Source organism: Vibrio marisflavi CECT 7928 (assembly GCF_921294215.1).
GTDB lineage: Bacteria > Pseudomonadota > Gammaproteobacteria > Enterobacterales > Vibrionaceae > Vibrio > Vibrio marisflavi.
On the sequence record NZ_CAKLDM010000003.1, the window covers coordinates 53,256 to 73,703 of the forward strand.

At 45.2% G+C, this 20,448-nt stretch carries 15 protein-coding genes, 3 tRNA genes and 3 rRNA genes; 11 read left to right on the top strand and 10 right to left on the bottom strand.

What is annotated here, in order from left to right:
• The first annotated feature begins 133 nt into the window (after positions 1 to 133).
• The 6 genes from L7A31_RS20430 (at position 134) to L7A31_RS20455 (ending at position 5,572) form a co-directional block, all read left to right on the top strand.
• Positions 134 to 1,678, top strand: a 16S ribosomal RNA gene (locus L7A31_RS20430).
• Positions 1,679 to 1,744: 66 nt separating this feature from the next.
• Positions 1,745 to 1,821, top strand: a tRNA-Ile gene (locus L7A31_RS20435).
• 42 nt (positions 1,822 to 1,863) lie between these two features.
• Positions 1,864 to 1,939 (top strand) — tRNA-Ala (locus L7A31_RS20440).
• 362 nt (positions 1,940 to 2,301) lie between these two features.
• Positions 2,302 to 5,191: ribosomal RNA gene (locus tag L7A31_RS20445) — 23S ribosomal RNA — on the top strand.
• Between the two features lie 115 nt (positions 5,192 to 5,306).
• Positions 5,307 to 5,422, top strand: a 5S ribosomal RNA gene (gene rrf, locus L7A31_RS20450).
• The 16S, 23S and 5S rRNA genes sit together here with 3 tRNA genes alongside, the layout of an rRNA operon.
• A 73-nt stretch (positions 5,423 to 5,495) precedes the next feature.
• A tRNA-Asp gene (locus L7A31_RS20455) sits at positions 5,496 to 5,572 on the top strand.
• A 221-nt stretch (positions 5,573 to 5,793) separates the two neighbouring features.
• Here the strand turns inward: L7A31_RS20455 and L7A31_RS20460 are convergent.
• Positions 5,794 to 6,372, bottom strand: coding sequence for a uracil-DNA glycosylase family protein (locus L7A31_RS20460; RefSeq protein ID WP_237363656.1), 579 nt, complete (start codon positions 6,370 to 6,372; stop codon positions 5,794 to 5,796).
• Positions 6,372 to 7,286, bottom strand: a complete 915-nt coding sequence (locus tag L7A31_RS20465; RefSeq protein WP_237363657.1) for a D-2-hydroxyacid dehydrogenase — start codon at positions 7,284 to 7,286, stop codon at positions 6,372 to 6,374. The genes L7A31_RS20460 and L7A31_RS20465 overlap by 1 nt, the downstream gene beginning before the upstream one ends.
• A gap of 72 nt (positions 7,287 to 7,358) precedes the next feature.
• Here L7A31_RS20465 and L7A31_RS20470 point away from each other — a divergent pair, with 72 nt between their 5' ends.
• On the top strand, positions 7,359 to 7,949 hold the full coding sequence (locus L7A31_RS20470; protein WP_237363658.1) for a YjaG family protein: 591 nt from the start codon (positions 7,359 to 7,361) through the stop codon (positions 7,947 to 7,949).
• 5 nt (positions 7,950 to 7,954) lie between these two features.
• Here L7A31_RS20470 and L7A31_RS20475 read toward each other — a convergent pair whose 3' ends face one another.
• A complete protein-coding gene (locus tag L7A31_RS20475; protein ID WP_237363659.1) occupies positions 7,955 to 9,016 on the bottom strand; it encodes a CNNM domain-containing protein in 1,062 nt (353 codons plus the stop codon).
• Positions 9,017 to 9,417: 401 nt separating this feature from the next.
• Between L7A31_RS20475 and hupA the strand changes: the two genes are divergently transcribed.
• Together hupA and L7A31_RS20485 are read left to right on the top strand one after the other, a co-directional pair.
• Positions 9,418 to 9,690: a nucleoid-associated protein HU-alpha gene (gene hupA, locus L7A31_RS20480; RefSeq protein WP_237363660.1), complete on the top strand. Its 273-nt coding sequence runs from the start codon at positions 9,418 to 9,420 to the stop codon at positions 9,688 to 9,690.
• Positions 9,691 to 9,736: 46 nt separating this feature from the next.
• A complete protein-coding gene (locus tag L7A31_RS20485) occupies positions 9,737 to 10,423 on the top strand; it encodes a DUF1481 domain-containing protein (protein WP_237363661.1) in 687 nt (228 codons plus the stop codon).
• 51 nt (positions 10,424 to 10,474) lie between these two features.
• Here the strand turns inward: L7A31_RS20485 and purD are convergent, their stop codons facing one another.
• The gene (gene purD / locus L7A31_RS20490) at positions 10,475 to 11,764 is read right to left on the bottom strand and encodes a phosphoribosylamine--glycine ligase (protein WP_237363662.1); all 1,290 of its coding nucleotides are present in this window, start codon (positions 11,762 to 11,764) and stop codon (positions 10,475 to 10,477) included.
• A gap of 55 nt (positions 11,765 to 11,819) precedes the next feature.
• Positions 11,820 to 13,412 (bottom strand): bifunctional phosphoribosylaminoimidazolecarboxamide formyltransferase/IMP cyclohydrolase, encoded by a 1,593-nt coding sequence (gene purH, locus L7A31_RS20495; RefSeq protein ID WP_237363663.1) that lies wholly within the window; start codon positions 13,410 to 13,412, stop codon positions 11,820 to 11,822.
• 272 nt (positions 13,413 to 13,684) lie between these two features.
• Between purH and zntR the strand changes: the two genes are divergently transcribed.
• Positions 13,685 to 14,095: a Zn(2+)-responsive transcriptional regulator gene (gene zntR / locus L7A31_RS20500; protein ID WP_237363664.1), complete on the top strand. Its 411-nt coding sequence runs from the start codon at positions 13,685 to 13,687 to the stop codon at positions 14,093 to 14,095.
• Positions 14,096 to 14,119: 24 nt separating this feature from the next.
• Here zntR and L7A31_RS20505 read toward each other — a convergent pair whose 3' ends face one another.
• Together L7A31_RS20505 and L7A31_RS20510 are read right to left on the bottom strand one after the other, a co-directional pair.
• Positions 14,120 to 15,760, bottom strand: a complete 1,641-nt coding sequence (locus tag L7A31_RS20505; protein ID WP_237363665.1) for a methyl-accepting chemotaxis protein — start codon at positions 15,758 to 15,760, stop codon at positions 14,120 to 14,122.
• Between the two features lie 227 nt (positions 15,761 to 15,987).
• Positions 15,988 to 17,547: a methyl-accepting chemotaxis protein gene (locus tag L7A31_RS20510; protein WP_237363666.1), complete on the bottom strand. Its 1,560-nt coding sequence runs from the start codon at positions 17,545 to 17,547 to the stop codon at positions 15,988 to 15,990.
• Positions 17,548 to 17,835: 288 nt separating this feature from the next.
• Between L7A31_RS20510 and L7A31_RS20515 the strand changes: the two genes are divergently transcribed.
• The gene (locus L7A31_RS20515) at positions 17,836 to 18,801 is read left to right on the top strand and encodes a phospholipase A (RefSeq protein ID WP_237363667.1); all 966 of its coding nucleotides are present in this window, start codon (positions 17,836 to 17,838) and stop codon (positions 18,799 to 18,801) included.
• Between the two features lie 84 nt (positions 18,802 to 18,885).
• Here L7A31_RS20515 and L7A31_RS20520 read toward each other — a convergent pair whose 3' ends face one another.
• The 3 genes from L7A31_RS20520 to fis all read right to left on the bottom strand — a co-directional run bounded on the left by L7A31_RS20520 (position 18,886) and on the right by fis (position 20,436).
• The gene (locus L7A31_RS20520) at positions 18,886 to 19,296 is read right to left on the bottom strand and encodes a VOC family protein (RefSeq protein ID WP_237363668.1); all 411 of its coding nucleotides are present in this window, start codon (positions 19,294 to 19,296) and stop codon (positions 18,886 to 18,888) included.
• Between the two features lie 175 nt (positions 19,297 to 19,471).
• On the bottom strand, positions 19,472 to 19,885 hold the full coding sequence (locus tag L7A31_RS20525) for a universal stress protein (RefSeq protein ID WP_237363669.1): 414 nt from the start codon (positions 19,883 to 19,885) through the stop codon (positions 19,472 to 19,474).
• 254 nt (positions 19,886 to 20,139) lie between these two features.
• A complete protein-coding gene (gene fis, locus L7A31_RS20530; protein ID WP_237363670.1) occupies positions 20,140 to 20,436 on the bottom strand; it encodes a DNA-binding transcriptional regulator Fis in 297 nt (98 codons plus the stop codon).
• Between the last annotated feature and the right edge of the window lie 12 nt (positions 20,437 to 20,448).

Sequence of the window (20,448 nt, forward strand, 5' to 3'; positions counted from 1 at the left end):
TCTTTCTTAACGGAAAGCGGTATCAAATTAGGTTTCAATGAACTGAGTGACCAATTCAAGTCTTCGGACTTGGCACAGTCAATTCAAACATTACTTATGTAATGTTCAGTATTCATTGAGCCGACAAAATCTTAAATTGAAGAGTTTGATCATGGCTCAGATTGAACGCTGGCGGCAGGCCTAACACATGCAAGTCGAGCGGTAACAGAAAGAAAGCTTGCTTTCTTTGCTGACGAGCGGCGGACGGGTGAGTAATGCCTAGGAAGTTGCCCAGTAGAGGGGGATAACCATTGGAAACGATGGCTAATACCGCATATTCTCTTTGGAGCAAAGCAGGGGACCTTCGGGCCTTGCGCTATTGGATACGCCTAGGTGGGATTAGCTAGTTGGTAAGGTAATGGCTTACCAAGGCGACGATCCCTAGCTGGTCTGAGAGGATGATCAGCCACACTGGAACTGAGACACGGTCCAGACTCCTACGGGAGGCAGCAGTGGGGAATATTGCACAATGGGGGAAACCCTGATGCAGCCATGCCGCGTGTGTGAAGAAGGCCTTCGGGTTGTAAAGCACTTTCAGCAGTGAGGAAGGTAGTGTAGTTAATAACTGCATTGCTTGACGTTAGCTGCAGAAGAAGCACCGGCTAACTCCGTGCCAGCAGCCGCGGTAATACGGAGGGTGCGAGCGTTAATCGGAATTACTGGGCGTAAAGCGCATGCAGGTGGTGGATTAAGTCAGATGTGAAAGCCCGGGGCTCAACCTCGGAAGGTCATTTGAAACTGATTCACTAGAGTACTGTAGAGGGGGGTAGAATTTCAGGTGTAGCGGTGAAATGCGTAGAGATCTGAAGGAATACCAGTGGCGAAGGCGGCCCCCTGGACAGATACTGACACTCAGATGCGAAAGCGTGGGGAGCAAACAGGATTAGATACCCTGGTAGTCCACGCCGTAAACGATGTCTACTTGGAGGTTGCGGTCTTGAACTGTGGCTTTCGGAGCTAACGCGTTAAGTAGACCGCCTGGGGAGTACGGTCGCAAGATTAAAACTCAAATGAATTGACGGGGGCCCGCACAAGCGGTGGAGCATGTGGTTTAATTCGATGCAACGCGAAGAACCTTACCTACTCTTGACATCCAGAGAACTTAGCAGAGATGCTTTGGTGCCTTCGGGAACTCTGAGACAGGTGCTGCATGGCTGTCGTCAGCTCGTGTTGTGAAATGTTGGGTTAAGTCCCGCAACGAGCGCAACCCTTATCCTTGTTTGCCAGCGAGTAATGTCGGGAACTCCAGGGAGACTGCCGGTGATAAACCGGAGGAAGGTGGGGACGACGTCAAGTCATCATGGCCCTTACGAGTAGGGCTACACACGTGCTACAATGGCGCATACAGAGGGCGGCCAACCAGCGATGGTGAGCGAATCCCAAAAAGTGCGTCGTAGTCCGGATTGGAGTCTGCAACTCGACTCCATGAAGTCGGAATCGCTAGTAATCGTAGATCAGAATGCTACGGTGAATACGTTCCCGGGCCTTGTACACACCGCCCGTCACACCATGGGAGTGGGCTGCAAAAGAAGTGGGTAGTTTAACCTTCGGGAGGACGCTCACCACTTTGTGGTTCATGACTGGGGTGAAGTCGTAACAAGGTAGCCCTAGGGGAACCTGGGGCTGGATCACCTCCTTATACGAAAGATTATTGCGATGAGTGTTCACACAGATTGATGGTTTATAAAGTTTTAGAGACGATACTGGGTCTGTAGCTCAGGTGGTTAGAGCGTTCGCCTGATAAGCGAGAGGTCGGTGGTTCAAGTCCACTCAGACCCACCAATTTACTTCCTAATAGATTGGCACATAGTATCAACACCTGATGGGGCTATAGCTCAGCTGGGAGAGCGCCTGCCTTGCACGCAGGAGGTCAGCAGTTCGATCCTGCTTAGCTCCACCATTTTTCTTCATACACGTTAAATTACTTTTAGCATATTAAATATGCCTATTGGTCACTTATCACGCCTGAAGAAACTGCATCATCAGAATGTTTTCTATCGAGAATATTTGAATGATGTTTTATGCATCTTGCTCTTTAACAATTTGGAAAGCTGACAGATAACGATTTGATTTATCGTTATCTAATTAAAAGTTCTCAAATCCTAAATCTGTATTGATTTAGGTACCAACACACATTCAAGTGTTCTTGGGAATAACTTTCGAGTTATTCATATTTGAGTCCGGCAATTATCAGTCTCAATCATGTTTAAATAAATTGAGACACCTTTAGTGTTGACCGTACAAAACTCTTTTGGGTTGTATGGTTAAGTAACTAAGCGTACACGGTGGATGCCTTGGCAGTCAGAGGCGATGAAGGACGTATTAACTTGCGATAAGCGTAGATAAGGCAGTAAAAGCCACTTGAGTCTACGATTTCCGAATGGGGAAACCCACATGCATAAGCATGTATCATTAACTGAATACATAGGTTAATGAGGCGAACCGGGGGAACTGAAACATCTAAGTACCCCGAGGAAAAGAAATCAACCGAGATCCCGAAAGTAGCGGCGAGCGAAATTGGGTTAGCCCTTAAGCTTTTATTGCGTCAGGTGAAGTGTCTGGAAAGGCACGCGATACAGGGTGATAGCCCCGTAACCGACAGCGCAGCATAAGTGAAATCGAGTAAGGCGGGACACGTGATATCCTGTCTGAACATGGGGGGACCATCCTCCAAGGCTAAATACTCCTGACTGACCGATAGTGAACCAGTACCGTGAGGGAAAGGCGAAAAGAACCCCTGTGAGGGGAGTGAAATAGAACCTGAAACCGTGTACGTACAAGCAGTAGGAGCACCTTTGTGGTGTGACTGCGTACCTTTTGTATAATGGGTCAGCGACTTATATTCAGTGGCAAGGTTAACCGTTTAGGGGAGCCGTAGGGAAACCGAGTCTTAACTGGGCGCTCAGTCTCTGGATATAGACCCGAAACCAGGTGATCTAGCCATGGGCAGGTTGAAGGTTGAGTAACATCAACTGGAGGACCGAACCGACTAATGTTGAAAAATTAGCGGATGACTTGTGGCTAGGGGTGAAAGGCCAATCAAACCTGGAGATAGCTGGTTCTCCCCGAAAGCTATTTAGGTAGCGCCTCGGACGAATACTACTGGGGGTAGAGCACTGTTAAGGCTAGGGGGTCATCCCGACTTACCAACCCTTTGCAAACTCCGAATACCAGTAAGTACTATCCGGGAGACACACGGCGGGTGCTAACGTCCGTCGTGGAGAGGGAAACAACCCAGACCGCCAGCTAAGGTCCCAAATTATTACTAAGTGGGAAACGATGTGGGAAGGCTTAGACAGCTAGGATGTTGGCTTAGAAGCAGCCATCATTTAAAGAAAGCGTAATAGCTCACTAGTCGAGTCGGCCTGCGCGGAAGATGTAACGGGGCTAAGTAATAAACCGAAGCTGCGGCAATGCAATTTATTGTATTGGGTAGGGGAGCGTTCTGTAAGCCGTTGAAGGTGGACTGTAAGGTCTGCTGGAGGTATCAGAAGTGCGAATGCTGACATGAGTAACGATAAAGGGGGTGAAAAACCTCCTCGCCGGAAGACCAAGGGTTCCTGTCCAACGTTAATCGGGGCAGGGTAAGTCGACCCCTAAGGCGAGGCCGAAAGGCGTAGTCGATGGGAAACGGGTTAATATTCCCGTACTTCTTACAATTGCGATGGGGGGACGGAGAAGGCTAGGTGGGCCTGGCGACGGTCGTCCAGGTTCAAGTGCGTAGGCTTGAGAGTTAGGTAAATCCGGCTCTCTTTAAGGCTGAGACACGATGTCGAGCTACTACGGTAGTGAAGTCATTGATGCCATGCTTCCAGGAAAAGCCTCTAAGCTTCAGATTGTAAGGAATCGTACCCCAAACCGACACAGGTGGTCGGGTAGAGAATACCAAGGCGCTTGAGAGAACTCGGGTGAAGGAACTAGGCAAAATGGTACCGTAACTTCGGGAGAAGGTACGCTCTCGACGGTGAAGTCCCTTGCGGATGGAGCTATTGGGAGTCGCAGATACCAGGTGGCTGCAACTGTTTATTAAAAACACAGCACTGTGCTAAATCGTAAGATGACGTATACGGTGTGACGCCTGCCCGGTGCCGGAAGGTTAATTGATGGGGTTAGACTTCGGTCGAAGCTCTTGATCGAAGCCCCGGTAAACGGCGGCCGTAACTATAACGGTCCTAAGGTAGCGAAATTCCTTGTCGGGTAAGTTCCGACCTGCACGAATGGCGTAATGATGGCCACGCTGTCTCCACCCGAGACTCAGTGAAATTGAAATCGCTGTGAAGATGCAGTGTACCCGCGGCTAGACGGAAAGACCCCGTGAACCTTTACTACAGCTTGGCACTGAACATTGACCCTACATGTGTAGGATAGGTGGGAGGCTTTGAAACCGCGTCGCTAGATGTGGTGGAGCCGTCCTTGAAATACCACCCTTGTAGTGTTGATGTTCTAACTTGGCCCCATTATCTGGGGTGAGGACAGTGCCTGGTGGGTAGTTTGACTGGGGCGGTCTCCTCCCAAAGAGTAACGGAGGAGCACGAAGGTGGGCTAATCACGGTTGGACATCGTGAGGTTAGTGCAATGGCATAAGCCCGCTTGACTGCGAGAATGACAATTCGAGCAGGTGCGAAAGCAGGTCATAGTGATCCGGTGGTTCTGAATGGAAGGGCCATCGCTCAACGGATAAAAGGTACTCCGGGGATAACAGGCTGATACCGCCCAAGAGTTCATATCGACGGCGGTGTTTGGCACCTCGATGTCGGCTCATCACATCCTGGGGCTGAAGTCGGTCCCAAGGGTATGGCTGTTCGCCATTTAAAGTGGTACGCGAGCTGGGTTTAGAACGTCGTGAGACAGTTCGGTCCCTATCTGCCGTGGGCGTTGGAAGATTGAAGGGGGCTGCTCCTAGTACGAGAGGACCGGAGTGGACGAACCTCTGGTGTTCGGGTTGTCATGCCAATGGCATTGCCCGGTAGCTAAGTTCGGAATCGATAACCGCTGAAAGCATCTAAGCGGGAAGCGAGCCCTGAGATGAGTCTTCCCTGACACTTTATGTGTCCTTAAGGGTTGTTCGAGACTAGAACGTTGATAGGCAGGGTGTGTAAGCGTTGTGAGGCGTTGAGCTAACCTGTACTAATTGCCCGTGAGGCTTAACCATACAACACCAAAAGGGTTTTTGTGGGACTCAAACTAGAACATTGAATGTGTAATAGAACTTAAAACAGCTTTCCGAATTAAATCGTAGAGTCGATGACTTTATGATGAAGAATTTGCTTGGCGACCATAGCGTTGTGGACCCACCTGATTCCATGCCGAACTCAGAAGTGAAACGCAACTGCGCCGATGGTAGTGTGGGGCTTCCCCATGTGAGAGTAGGTCATCGCCGGGCTTTAAATTTATTTTCACTTTTTCAAATGTGAAGACAAAAGATGGACACTTGCGAATGCGAGTGATACCACTGCGGAGTGGTAGTTCAGTTGGTTAGAATACCGGCCTGTCACGCCGGGGGTCGCGGGTTCGAGTCCCGTCCACTCCGCCATTTATACTAAGCCTCAGTCGAAAGACTGGGGCTTTTTTACGTTTTGGGAATATTGAATGCGAGAGTGATAGTTCAGTTGGTTAGCCTCTCTGTTTGAAAGAAAGCGGCCTGTCACACCAGAAGCGCATGGGCTCGTTCGCTACATATATTGAGCCTAAGTTAAAAGAACGGGTATTTCGCAGTCCATTAGCTTTTGTGCTCAAGATGATTAGTGAAAGCTGCTACTTTCTTTCCAAGTGTTGATGAACATATTCTCTAATGTAAGGAACGACGTCTGACTCAAACCAAGGGTTCTTTCTTAGCCAAAGCGTATTTCGTGGTGAAGGGTGTGGAAGGGGGATGTATTGCGGAGCCCAATTTTTCCACAGGCGCACTGTTTCTGTCAGTGTTTTTGGCTTGTTAGTGAGATAATAATTTTGAGCATATTGGCCAATGAGCAATGTCATACCTATATTGGGTAATTGATCCCAAACTTTCTGATGCCATTTTGGGGCGCACTCCTTTCTAGGAGGAAGGTCGCCGCTTTTTCCTTTTCCCGGATAGCAAAGTCCCATAGGCATGATCGCTATGTTTTTGGCGTCATAGAAATGTGTTTTATCAAGCTGTAACCACTCCCTTAACCGATCTCCACTCGGATCGTTCCACGGAATGGAAGTCTCGTGAACTCTTGTGCCCGGAGCTTGGCCTACAATCATTAACCTAGCATCAGAACTAGCTTGAATTACTGGATTAGCTCCTAAGGGCAATTGGGCTTCGCAGATACGGCATCGACGTATTTCTGCTAACAGAGTTTCCAACATTAATAACCTTTATCAAAGTTCACTATGTTTTCCAAACTAAACCCATGGCACCACCTATCGTAGTTAACTTTAAAGGTTTCGATAACATCTCTTGGAAAGCTAGTCGCTGCAATATGAGGTGTGACTGTAATAGAGTCGTGAGACCAATATGGGTGCTCTTGTGATAGCGGCTCATGTGTGAACACATCTAAAAACGCGTGCTCTATGTATTGAGCTTCAATACACTCGATAAGCTCGTCTTCGTTGACTGTACTTCCTCGCCCCACATTGAAAAATAAAACTTTCTGGCAGTTTGAGAAGAGTTCTTTGTCGAGAAGTCCTAGAGTATTGCTCGTCTCAGGCAAGGTGTTAACGATGACATCAGCACCCTTTAAAACGGAGTGAATTTCGTTGATGTGATAGAGAGAGTCAAACGCAGAGTCTTTTGCTGGTATCCCGGTTCTATTTACTCCAGATACCGTAAAGCCCATCGCTGTAGCGGCTTTTGCTAGGTAGTTACCTATTGAGCCAGTGCCTAGTATGACCATTTTTTTGTCCAGCAAAGATGTGTAGCTGTGCGGCTGCCAATCTCTTTTATTTTGCTGATCTTGGTACTGTGGAAAGTGGCGATAATGTTGTATGCAGTAGCCAATCACGTATTCTGAAATAAATTGACCAAAGATACCTTTGATATTTGTTAGCAAATAATCTTGCCTAAGCTCAGGTTGTACAAGAGTTTCGATACCGGCATATGTTGATTGAAGCCATTCCAACGAGGTGAATTCATTCAGGCACTTAGCGGCAAGTGGTGGCGCACCGATGACGATATTGGCTTCTTTCTTATCGTCAACAATTTCTAATCCGGGTAACGGCAGGTTTTGCAATAATTGAACGTATTGGTCGTTGTTGTGTGTCAGTAGGTAAACTTTATTCATTTGCTTGCTTTTTTCCTTAGTACATATCAAGTACACTTCCGCTGTCTTTTTCTTTCGCAACGAATGAATATTATGCTACGAAACCCTCTTCAGGTTCGACTAGAGAAGTTTGAACCATGGCAACAGATTACCTTCATGGCTTGCCTTTGTGAGCGCATGTACCCTAACTTTGCCACGTTTTGCGCCAATACAGAATACGCTGAAGCACGAGTATATCGTGAAATATTAGATAGTGTATGGGAGCTGTTAACAGTTAAAAGTGCAAAAATAAACTTTGAACGTCAATTAGAGAAACTAGAAGATATCATTCCTAGCTCAGACGACTTTGATTTTTACGCAGTTTACCCAGCTATTGATGCCTGTGTTGCTCTATCTACTATGCTGCACGGTTTACTTGACCGTGATGATCTATTTGAAAGCATGCAGCAAGTCAGTCAGCAATCTGTGCTTACCGTTGCTCAACTAGAAGAAGCTCAGACAGGTGAAGCGATTACCGACGAAAACCAAAAAGAGAATGAAGCGGTTTCTGCGGAGTGGGACATTCAATGGGCGATCTTTAGGCCTCTAAGAGACGTTCAAGAACGCGACATCGATTTAATTAAAGATTTACGCCAAGAACTGAGAGACGAAGCAATCAGCAATATAGGCGTTGAGTTAAGCTAAGCGTTTTACTCGCTCTTTTCTTCCCCACTGTCGTTTATTCTGTGGCTAGCTTTCCATTGCTTCCAACGCTCAAAAGCTAGCTTCTGCATATCTGCGAACTTATCGGCCTCATCGACGATCTCTTCTCCAATTAGATGTTCGAAGATATCTTCTAGAGTCAGTACACCCAATACAGTACCGTATTCATCACCTACAATAGCGAGCTGCAATCGGTTAGCCATCATTTGCTCGAAGGCTTTCGGAAGTGATAACGTGTTAAGCAGTACATGTATGGGACGCATGATCGCACCTAACTGTGTTTCGCCGTAGCCTGCTTGTCTGTGCTTAAACAACTCCAATCTATGAACAAAACCAATAACGTTGTCTTTTTCTTTGCTATATACCAGTGGCCGAGAAAAAGGTGTGTCATGGTGGATTTCAAGAAAGCGATTGATAGTCAGCTCTGCTTCGACCCTAAATAGCACAGGTCTTGGTGTCATGACTTTGGTTACGGGAATATCTTGAATGCCAAGTAGGTTAGTCAAAATCTTAGACTCTCCCTCGGCAAACTCGCCTTGCTCTTTGGCTAGCATGGCAATAGCCGAGAGTTCATCTCGCATTTTTGTATCTTCTTGATTGCGAGAAAGCCTTTTAGTTATGAGCTCTGAGAACCAAATAAATGGTGCAAGCCCCCAAACCATCCAGCGTAAAATAGTGGCTGTAGCCGGAGCTAATTGGCGCCAATAAGTTGCACCAACGGTTTTTGGGACGATTTCGGATAGCACTAATATACCAAGTGTTAACACCGCGGAGAAAACTCCTAACCACTCTTCGCCAAATACAATTGTAGCCTGAGCACCAGCGCTTGCCGCTCCTACAGTATGTGCAATCGTGTTTAAAGTTAGTATGGCTGCGAGTGGCCGATCGATATCAGACTTGAGCCGAACGAGCTTTTTGGCAGAGCGATGCTCTTGCTGTCGCATTTGAGCAACATAGCCCGGAGTAATACTGAGTAAGACGGCTTCTAAAATAGAGCAGACGAACGAAACGCCAATAGCGATGGCAACAAAAATGGTAAGCAGTAACATATCAATCCCTTTGCTATGAAAATTGAGAGTAACATGGCTGAGATCTTGCGCAATATGTTGCCTTAGAATTGACACAAAACATATGTCAAAAGCCCCAGTGAGGAATTATTAGTAAAACTGTTGAGGATTTTATAAACAATATTGTTCACGGGCTATTTTGCCTTCCTGCTTTTTAGAATAATGACTACAGTTATACATGCAGTTGCGCATTGAGTTGCAGTGCGACATACCTCGCCAGCCCTTTACCTACGGTCAATTAGTGGCAAATTGTGAGTTAATACTCATATTATGGTTAAAAGTACGTCATTAAAGCTAAAGATTGGCGACAAACCTTTGCCAGACAGGGCATTTATGCTTTAGAGTGAGCTTGAATTCCGATAACACACGAGAAGGGAAACCTAATGAACAAGACCCAATTAATCGACTTTATTGCTGAAAAAGCGGATCTGTCTAAAGCTCAAGCAAAATCTGCTCTTGAAGCAACTCTTGATGGCGTAACTGAAGCGCTTAAAGAGGGAGACCAGGTTCAACTAATTGGTTTTGGTACATTCAAAGTAAACCACCGCGCAGCCCGTACTGGCCGTAACCCTAAAACAGGTGCAGAAATCCAAATCGCGGCAGCGAATGTTCCAGCATTTGCAGCAGGTAAAGCGCTGAAAGATTCTGTAAAGTAGATTACACTTCACCGAGGTAGCAAATATCTCGGTGTCTATTTATCTTATGAAAAAGCTAATTCTACCTTTTTTAATTATCTCTTCTCTTGCAGGTTGCTCCTCGACAGCTGGTCTAGATAAAGCCACGCAGTATACTGGTGGTGAGATCTTGGGTGATGCAACAAGTTTCTATTGGACGACAGAAACCATTGAAAACCCTGTTTCTGGTTCGGATTACGTCAATGACGGTAAATCTGGATGGTATAAAACTTACTACAAGTGGAATGAAGGGAAGGTACAAGAGTTAATTAGAAAAGGTGAAACGCTCACTGACAAACAAGGCATGGTGCCGTTTAGTGTTGTGATCCGTTTTAATGCGGACGGAGAGGCGATTTACCAACAATACCGTTTAGGTGGACATATACTGCCTCTAAATGAAAACCAGTTGGTTCGCTACTTGCAAGAAGCACAAACAGTGACAGCGGTTGTTAATCAGCAAAAGACTCAAGGTACGATCTTGCTTCAGGGGCTGTGGACTGGAAAAACGTTCAAGTCTTGTGATGGTAAGGTATACAACAAAATTGAGTTTAATAAGACATTGCCAAAGTTTGTGGTAAATCGTCTTTCCTCTGTTGATAGCTACGTTGCTTTTCTCGGCAAGGTTTCCGGCAAGTCAGTAGAAGTTGATACACTGTTGATGATGGCAGACCAGAATCAGCAATGTATTGCTCGGCCAAGCTACATCAAAGAGTAATTTGATTTATCCAGATGTAAAAAAGGCGCTCAAGTTGAGCGCCTTTCTCGTTTATGATTCTTGCTCTCGAGCGATAGCACGGTAGCCGATATCATTGCGATGGAACATGCCATCCCAATCAATTTGTTTCGCAAGCTGGTACGCTTGAGCTTGGGCTTCTGAGACTGAGTTGCCCAGAGCTGTAGCGCAAAGAACGCGACCTCCGTTAGTCACAACCTGTCCATCTTTGTCGGTAGTACCCGCGTGGAAAACTTTTTCGCCAGCAACTTCTTGGCTAGGAAGCCCAGAGATTACATCCCCTTTGCTGTACGATGCAGGATAACCGCCCGCAGCAAGTACGATGCCGATAGATGCGCGTGAATCCCATTTAGACTCAGCTTGGTCAAGCTTGCCTTCGATAGCAGTGAGGCACAGTTCAACAAGATCAGATTGCATGCGCATCATGATTGGTTGAGTTTCTGGATCGCCAAAGCGGCAGTTGTACTCAATGACTTTAGGGTTACCTTCGCCATCTATCATTAAGCCAGCGTACAAGAAGCCCGTGTATGGGTGGCCTTCTTTCGCCATGCCTTCTACAGTTGGGTAGATCACTTGCTGCATAATTCGATCGTACACGTCAGAAGTGACAACAGGAGCAGGCGAGTAAGCACCCATACCACCAGTATTCGGACCTGTGTCTTTATCGCCAACACGCTTGTGATCTTGGCTGGTTGCCATTGGTAGAACATTCTTGCCATCTACCATTACGATAAAGCTTGCTTCTTCACCCTCTAGGAATTCTTCGATAACTACTCGACTACCAGCGTCACCAAAGGCATTGCCAGCAAGCATATCTTTGATTGCATCTTCCGCTTCTTCTAGTGTCATCGCAACGATCACACCTTTACCAGCCGCAAGACCATCAGCTTTTACTACAATAGGCGCGCCTTGTTCACGAACGTAAGCCAACGCAGGCTCAATCTCAGTGAAGTTTGCGTAAGCCGCTGTTGGGATATCGTGGCGAGCCAAGAAATCTTTGGTAAATGCTTTAGAACCTTCAAGCTGAGCCGCGCCTTCAGTGGGGCCAAAGATTGGCAAACCAGCTTTTTGGAAAGCATCGACAACACCGATAACAAGTGGAGCTTCTGGGCCGACAATAGTCAGCTCGATAGAGTTATCTTGAGCAAATTTGACTAAGCCTTGGATATCTTCAACGTCGATCTGAACATTTTTAAGTTTTGGCTCTAGTGCAGTACCAGCATTACCCGGTGCAACAAAGACTGTTTCTACATTTGGATTTTGTGCTGCTTTCCAGCCTAATGCGTGCTCACGGCCGCCTGAGCCAATTACAAGAACATTCATTGTATGTATCCTCAAAATATGTGAAACGAGGCGCTAGAGAGCGCCTCAGTAGTAATTAGTGACGGAAGTGGCGCATACCAGTGAAGATCATCGCCATACCGTGCTCGTCTGCAGCTTGAATTACTTCTTCATCGCGCATTGAGCCGCCGGGTTGGATAACACATTTGATACCCGCTTCTGCAGCAGCGTCAATGCCATCGCGGAACGGGAAGAATGCGTCAGATGCCATTACACTACCAGCAACTTCTAGGTTCTCGTCGGCGGCTTTAATACCCGCAATTTTAGCAGAGTAAACTCGGCTCATTTGACCAGCACCCACACCAATAGTCATATCGCCTTTTGCGTATACGATAGCGTTAGATTTCACGTACTTCGCCACTTTCCAGCAGAATAGAGCGTCTTTCAATTCTTCATCTGTTGGTTGACGTTTAGATACTACTTTCAAGTCGTCTAGAGAAACCATACCTTGATCGCGATCTTGTACAAGCAGGCCGCCGTTAACGCGTTTTACATCAAAGCCAGTTGTCTTCGTTGACCATTCACCACACTCCAACAAACGAACATTTTTCTTCGCTGAAACGACTTCGATTGCTTCCGCTGATACTTTAGGTGCAATGATAACTTCAACAAATTGACGTTCAACGATAGCAGCTGCTGTTTCAGCGTCTAGCTCGTGGTTGAAAGCGATGATACCGCCAAAGGCTGATGTTGGATCGGTTTGGTAAGCACGGTTGTACGCTTCTAGAATGTTTTCACCTAGAGCAACACCACAAGGGTTTGCGTGTTTAACGATCACACAAGCAGGCTCAGCAAATTCTTTCACACACTCAAGTGCCGCGTCAGTGTCTGCGATGTTGTTATAAGATAGAGCTTTACCCTGAATTTGACGAGCAGTAGAGACTGATGCTTCTTCTGGGTTTGCTTCTACGTAGAAAGCTGCATCTTGGTGGCTGTTTTCGCCATAACGCATGTCTTGTTTTTTAACAAACTGTTGGTTGAACGTACGTGGGAATTTAGATTCCGCATCACCTTCTTTATTTTCACCATAAGAAGGAACCATAGTGCCGAAGTAGTTGGCAATCATGCCGTCGTAAGATGCAGTGTGCTCAAATGCTGCGATTGCTAAATCAAAGCGAGTTTCAAGAGTTAAAGACTTCTCGTTTGCGTCCATCTCAGCAACAACACGGTCGTAGTCGTGTGCGTTAACAACGATAGTGACATCTTTATGATTTTTTGCTGCAGAGCGAACCATAGTTGGGCCACCGATATCGATGTTTTCTACTGCGTCTTCTAAAGTACAGCCTTCTTTTGCGACAGTTTCAGCAAACGGATATAGGTTCACAACAACCATATCAATTGGGTTGATACCGTGAGTTTCCATTACCGCATCATCTTGACCGCGGCGACCAAGTACACCGCCATGTACTTTAGGATGCAGAGTTTTTACTCGGCCATCCATCATCTCAGGAAAGCCTGTATAATCTGAAACTTCAGTCACTGCTAAGCCACTGTCGGCTAACAGGCGAGCGGTTCCACCAGTCGATAAAATGTCGACGCCACGGTCGGAAAGCGCTTTCGCGAACTCCACAATGCCAGTTTTGTCTGATACGCTGATGAGTGCGCGGCGAATAGGACGAGCGTTATTCATGCTACCTTCTTCCTCAAATTCACGGGGTTATACAGTTTTAAGGTGTTTGCCAAAATGGAGAATGTTGTGCTTCAGTCATTGTCTAAAGCTTGTTTCTCTACTTTGGTAAAGACCTTGCCTATATTCAGGAGGTTATCAATACCTCTAAATCGACGGCGCACATTCTAACGAATTTATTCCTAAAAAGCTCGCGCAATCGTTTGGCATGGCGAAAAAATGACAAAATAGCGGCTATTTGGATAGAAATATCAGTATTAAAAGGTAGGGAAGTTATGTTTCAGATCGGTGAATTAGCAAAAAGATGTCGAGTTAGCTCCGATACTCTCAGGTTCTACGAAAAGAATCGGTTAATTTCGCCTGCTGGGCGCAGTGAATCTGGCTATCGTTTATATAACGAAGAAAACCAAAAGCAGGTGAATTTCATATTGAAGGCTAAGCAGTTGGGCCTCAGTTTGGAAGAAATTCGTGAGTTGCTAGAAATTAAGTTGGAAGCGACAGTAAGAAGCTGTGCAGAAGTGAAGGCTGTTACTTCTAGCAAGCTTGATGTCATTGATCAAAAAATCGAAGAGCTCACCAAAATACGTGTAGCGCTAAAGAAAATTAACGATGCGTGCTGTGGTCATTCAGATGATAGTGCTGCTCATTGCTCTATCTTAGCAGCACTGAACGAGCCTGAAAGCTAAGCTGCAGGCTCGCTCATATTGTTGTTACACCTTAAACATTCTCAAGTTGTTTTGTAGCTGCTGACCACTTTCCATCATGTTTCTACTCGCTTGAGCTATCATCTCTGCTTGAGAAGTCGTCTGTACACTGTGATCGGCGATGTTGGTCAAGTTTTGGCTAATTTCGTCTGTCGCGAGCGTTTGTTGCGAGCTTGCTTCAGCGATTTGCTCATTGAGAGACAAGATGATGTTTACTTGCTCTTCAATCGAACCTAGCGCTTCTTTCGCCATCGCTGCTTGTTCTTGAGTTTGCGCTGATTGAACTTGCGTTTGTGCCATGGACTCTGTTACTTCTTTTGCTCTGCCTTGCAAACTAGAAACAATCTGCTCAATTTCGTCGGTACTTGATTGAGTTCGTGTGGCAAGTGTACGAACTTCATCTGCAACAACCGCAAAACCTCGTCCTTGTTCACCCGCGCGCGCAGCCTCAATGGCCGCGTTAAGTGCCAACAGGTTAGTTTGCTCTGCAATACCACGAATCACATCCAAGACGGTGCCGACATCCTCTGAGTCTTGGGCTAATTTGTGTGTATTGGTTTCGGTTTGGCTAAGTAAGTCAGACAGAGAATCTATTTGATCAGTTGCTTGGTCTATAACACTGGAACCTTGAGAGCTTTTATCACTGGCTTCTTGAGCTGCGGTTGCGGCATTTTGCGCAGCATTGGCAACCTCTTGGTTACTCGCATGTAACTCATTCATTGCTGAGGCTACGGTATCGACTGCTTGTTGCTGCTGATTAGCTTTAGATGAACTATCTTGAGCGACATCGTTAAGGTCGACAGCGGAAGAAGTAATGCCTTCACCCACAGGTGTCATATCTTGCACTATGGAGCGAATTTTTTGGGTAAACATGTTAAATGACACTGCAATCTGCGCTAATTCATCTTTGCCTGATTCTGGTAGCTTACGCGTAAGATCTCCATCACCGCTGGCAATTTCATTCAACGCATCCAGTGTCTCTTTACATGGGTTGCTGATACTGCGGCTTATCCATATGGCGAGAGCGATTGCGACTATTAATGATAGAGCTAAAGCAACAAGGACAAGCTTAACTCGCTCCCAAACAATCGCATCGACGTCATCAACATACACGCCACTACCAACAATCCAACCCCATGGTTTAAACAACTTAACAAAAGATATTTTTTCTACGTCGACATCAGAACCTGGCTTAGGCCACATATAACTGACAAAGCCTTCACCGCTTTTTCTAGTTGCATCGACAAACTCTACAAACAGTTTTTTACCTGTTGGGTCTTTGACATTAGCTAGATCTTTACCGTTCAGAGCCGGTTTGATTGGGTGCATAATCATCGAAGGCTTGGTATCGTTAATCCAAAAATAATCTTTTGACTCATACCTAAGCTGCTCAATCGCTTTGCGCGCCGCTTCTTTGGCTTCGGCTTCAGGCAATACGCCGCTGGTTTGTAGCTTATGGTAATGATCGATCAAGCTATACACGGTCTCAACAAGGTGGCGTGTTTTGGTTTGCTTGGCTGACATTAAGTCTGATTCGTATTGGTTAATTACATAACCAAGCGGAATCATCATGACAATCATCAGCACCACTATCATTAAAATAAGGCGCTTTTGAATCGTAAACGAGCGAAGAGCTAGAGAGTCCATATTATGCTTCCTTGCTTATTGTTTCTGCTAGCTAGCCATTGAGGTTGTTTTTGTTATTGATAGTAATAACTGTAGTCAAGGCTATTAGTTAAGGGTAGTCAAAAGTATCCAATCAAAACTAATGCTGGGGCTAAGTCTGTAAAATGAGACACACGCTCTAGTTTTTAGGTTGTATTTGCAAATTCCATTTTCAATATAACAATGCCGATTCCATTACTTACGACTGTCTATCGCTTAGGTGGCTTATATCCCATCCTCAAACCACCCCAATGCCGACCTTTAACGTATATAGGAACCGATATGTCATGCATGATCTCACCAGTATCGCGTTTATAAGTTTGTAGCAGCATAGTTTTAGTGTGTTCACCACAGCGTAATCCGACACGGTCCCCAAAAATACGTTTGGTTCTATTGCTCAGCATATCTATGCTGTCGTCGCCGGTTAGAGGCTTGCAGAACTGATCATTATGGGTTGGAACGTAGCCTTTGTCGTCCGTTGCAATTGCATACACGATGTCATCTAATTCTTTTACTACAGGCTCTTGTAATGGAGGGAGAAGAGAGTCACAGTACTTATCAAACTTGGTGTTGTATTTGGGTGGATTCGAGCTGCCAAAAGGTTCATGTCTGCGGTCAAACAGTGCTTGCTCAGAGATTTTGCCTGCTGAGATATCGCGCTCAAAACATTCGCCGATCTTCGCAGCAAGATCTGAAGCAAGTTTATAGAATGGCCAGTGAATGCTTTTGTTGTAGTGTTCGACCAATACACCGTTTACATGTTCGGCGATCTCCATCAGTTTTTCGCCTTCTTTCTGCAGCTTAGACAGCTCAGCATCAGAGCCTTCGAGCTCAAGGTTTACTTTTTCAATCGACTTCCCTATCTGAATCAAACCGTGCTCATTGGCTTCTATTCCATGAGTAATTTCTGATACTTGATGCTCAACACCTTGAGCCTGAGATGCGATAGTTTTTAGTTGTTCTCCAACACTTTCGATATCTACTGCACCTTTTTCTACTTTTGTGGAGAGCTCTTGAATCGTCTTAATGACCTCGCGAGTTTCGTTGAATATCTCTTGCACGATATGGGCAACTTCATCGGTACTTTGTGAAGTACGTTCCGCAAGTCCTCTTACTTCATCAGCTACAACCGCAAACCCACGGCCAAACTCGCCAGCTCTTGCCGCTTCAATAGCTGCGTTTAACGCGAGTAAGTTCGTTTGAGAGGCAATATCTTCGATCACTTGAACGACACTTTTGATGCGATTGACCTGAGCGTCTAAATTGTCGAGTTGCTCAACAGAAGCGGTCGTTTGTACTGTAATTTCTTGCATACCTTCGATGGCAGCGCCTAACTGCGTCATACCTAGTGTGCCGACTTTGTGCATTTCTTTTGCTGCATCTAACGCATGTTGAGCAGAGGTGGCGGTATTTGTGAGAGTTTCAGTAATGTCTTTTGAGGTTTCAGCTATGTGATGGACAGAAGAAACTTGGTTGCTGGTCTGCACTTTAAGCTGATCAATCGCGAAAGAAACTTCTGCGGTGCTAACGGCATTAACTGTAAGTTCATTCTCTATGTGTGAAGCTATTTGGCTATCAGCACTTTTATCTACGTCAGTGTTGTCAGAGTCTGCCTTTTTATTCGTTTTTAACGCACTTACCAATAGCGAGAGTACACCTGCTACAACCACTATAGCAGTGGGCCCTAAGCCATAAAAAAACATACATAAAATAGCAGCAAGAAGCCAAACTAGCCCTTCAATCCATTTTTCTCGAAGAGATATGTTCATCTTTGCTCCCAAATGTTACGAAACTAATAAAACTATAGCTTCAACTTCTCAATTCGATCGAGATATTTAGAGTTTTTTGTCAATAGCTATGAATGGCTGTGAAAAGTATGTTGTTTGGTTGTTGCATTATTTGAGTGTGAAAGGTACTTGAAACAGAAGATATTTCAGAGTTATGTCAACTATAGTGGATGAGAAAGAGTTGGCATTGATGTTTAAACTTTGCTCGTTTAGCATTCGCTCCGGCCGATTTATCTAATCGGAGACTGTAAAAATAAAAGAGTGCTGAAAATGAAAGCGTTTAATATAAAATCTGTAGCAATGGTATTGGGGGCTCTTTTAAGCTGCCAAGTGATGGCAGAGACAAATCCGCCAGTAGACACGGCCTCTACTCCTACACCGGTCAAAGCTGACCAATCAAACCAAGCTGAGAAGGACAACAGCTTTGTCTCAAATATGTTGACTGATATTGCCCCTGACTCAGACTCGATTCTTGAGAGAAAAATCCTTCAGGAAGAAAAGATAAGTGATATACCAGCCGGTATTAGTTTTTACCAACCGACTTACGTATTGCCTTACTACTACACGGGTAGCCCTGACCAAGAAGTTTATAACGGCCAGACTCCAGATGACCAAGAGGTAATGAACTCCGAGTTCAAGACCCAGTTCAGCTTTAGAATGCCTCTTTGGAAGGATATGCTTGGCAATCCTAACTACAGCCTGAATGCAGGTTACACCCAGTTAATGTATTGGCAATTTTATGCAAAATCCCAGTACTTCCGGGAAACGAACTACATGCCAGAGGTGTTTTTCTCAGATCATTTCCATAAGAACTGGCGTATAAACTATGGTGTTGTGCATCAGTCAAACGGTCGTGGCGGAGAATATGAGCGTAGCTGGAACCGAGTGTATGCAAACTTAGAAACCTCAGGTAACCATTGGCTACTGAGTGTGAAGCCATGGATGCTGATCTTTAAGCCCGAGTCTAGTGACCTACATAACCCGGACATCGCTCATTACTTAGGTCACGAGAAAATTCGTTATGAGTATGAGTTTGATAACAAAATGACGACTTCTGTGGCATTGACTAACATTGAGAGTGGCATGAAACGTGGCGCTGTTGAAGTTGACTATACGATCCCACTACTTAGTAATATGAGCATGATGCTGCAATACTTTAACGGTTATGGACAAAGCCTCATCGAGTACAACCACCGAACCCAGAGTGTAGGTATAGGCTTCTCTTTAGCAACGTAAGCAATGGTTTTTAAGGCTCCTAACTAGGAGCCTTTTTTGTACCTTCCTGAAGTCAGGAAGTTGCAGAGGAGCGATAAAAAGTAGTTAGCTTTGGTTTTGCTCTTGTACCGTAGGGGATAAGACTTCTACATTGTTCCCACTTGGGTCGGTGGTAAAGAAGTAGCGAAAACCTCCCAGTCGAGCTTGTTGAATAGAGCTGCACTCCTGCAAGCGACTTAACGAAGAGTGACATTCTTCAATGCTGACCACTTCTATTGCTAAATGTGATATGCCTTTTTTACGGAGTTCTAAGAACTGACGCTCAGAACTCTGTTCTCGAGAGTCTTTAAATTCAAACAGCTCGACTCGCGCACTTTGACTGTTGTTAAGTAACACAATGATGATCTCTTGGTCTTCATAACGTTTCTCTTCAACGAAGCCAAAACGTTGATAAAAGCTGATGCAAGGCTCTATCGAGTCGCAGGTGAGACTAACGTGATGCAATTTTCCCATCATGCTGGTGGAGCTCCATAATTTATAAGTGTTTCTGCTTAGTAGTAAAATAGACTGCTGGCAGGTATGCAGTCTTATTGTCGGTTAAATAAGGTGAGTAATGGAAGTGAAAAAGTAGGTGAAAGAGGGAAGTATGCCGTTTGCCTGAAACACAGGACAAACGACAATAGGTTACCACTTATTCTTTAATAATCGGCACAACCAACATATCCACTGGTGAGCGATTTATGATTTTCTTCGCTGAAGAAGAGAATTTGCTGACGAAGTCTTGGTGGTGACCACATACAAGAATATCGATATTGAATTCACGAATCGTGTGGCATAGCTCGTCGCATAGGTGACCACTACCAACGAAAGTGTTTCTTAGTGGGTAGTCTGTTTTCTCTGCGAGTTTAGCTATGAACTCTTCCGAGTATTCACGAGTTTTTAAGTTGATATCAATGAGGCCGATATAGTGTTCGTTGTAGTTTTCATCGATATGGATTAGTGACAGTTCTGCTTTTAGTGATTCAGCAAGGGCTACGGCCTTTTTCACTAAGTAGTTACTTTCTTCTGACAGGTCGACTGCGACCAAAATATGTTTATAACTCACGCTGGATGTCCTCTTTGTTCTTGTTTTGTTTGCCCAAAGACTAACCGTACGAATATAAAGCTAATGTCATAATAAGGTTAAGAAAGGCCACTCTACGACTATGGTCTTATAGCTGGAGAACAGAGCTATCAGAGCTATCAATAGTTGCTGCTTTTAGTGAAAGCAATGCTGATAAAGGTGTGAATAGATGGGTATGAAAAAGCCCCAGATAATTGCTCATCTGGGGCTTAAAATACAAATTAGCTAACCAATTTTTAGTTCATGCCGTATTTCTTTAGCTTCTTACGTAGAGTACCACGGTTGATACCCATCATAGTTGCTGCGCGAGTTTGGTTTCCGCGAGTGTATTGCATGATAGTGTCTAGAAGAGGTTGCTCTACTTCAGCTAGAACTAGCTCATATAACTCAGTGACTTCTTGGCCATTCAATTGAGCAAGATAGTTTTTAAGAGATGCTTTAACGGAATCACGCAATGGCTTTTGAGTGATTTGGTCTTGTGAAGTGACAGTAGTTACTGTTAAAGCGTCTGATGTCAGATTTTGTTCGAACATATTATGTCTAGC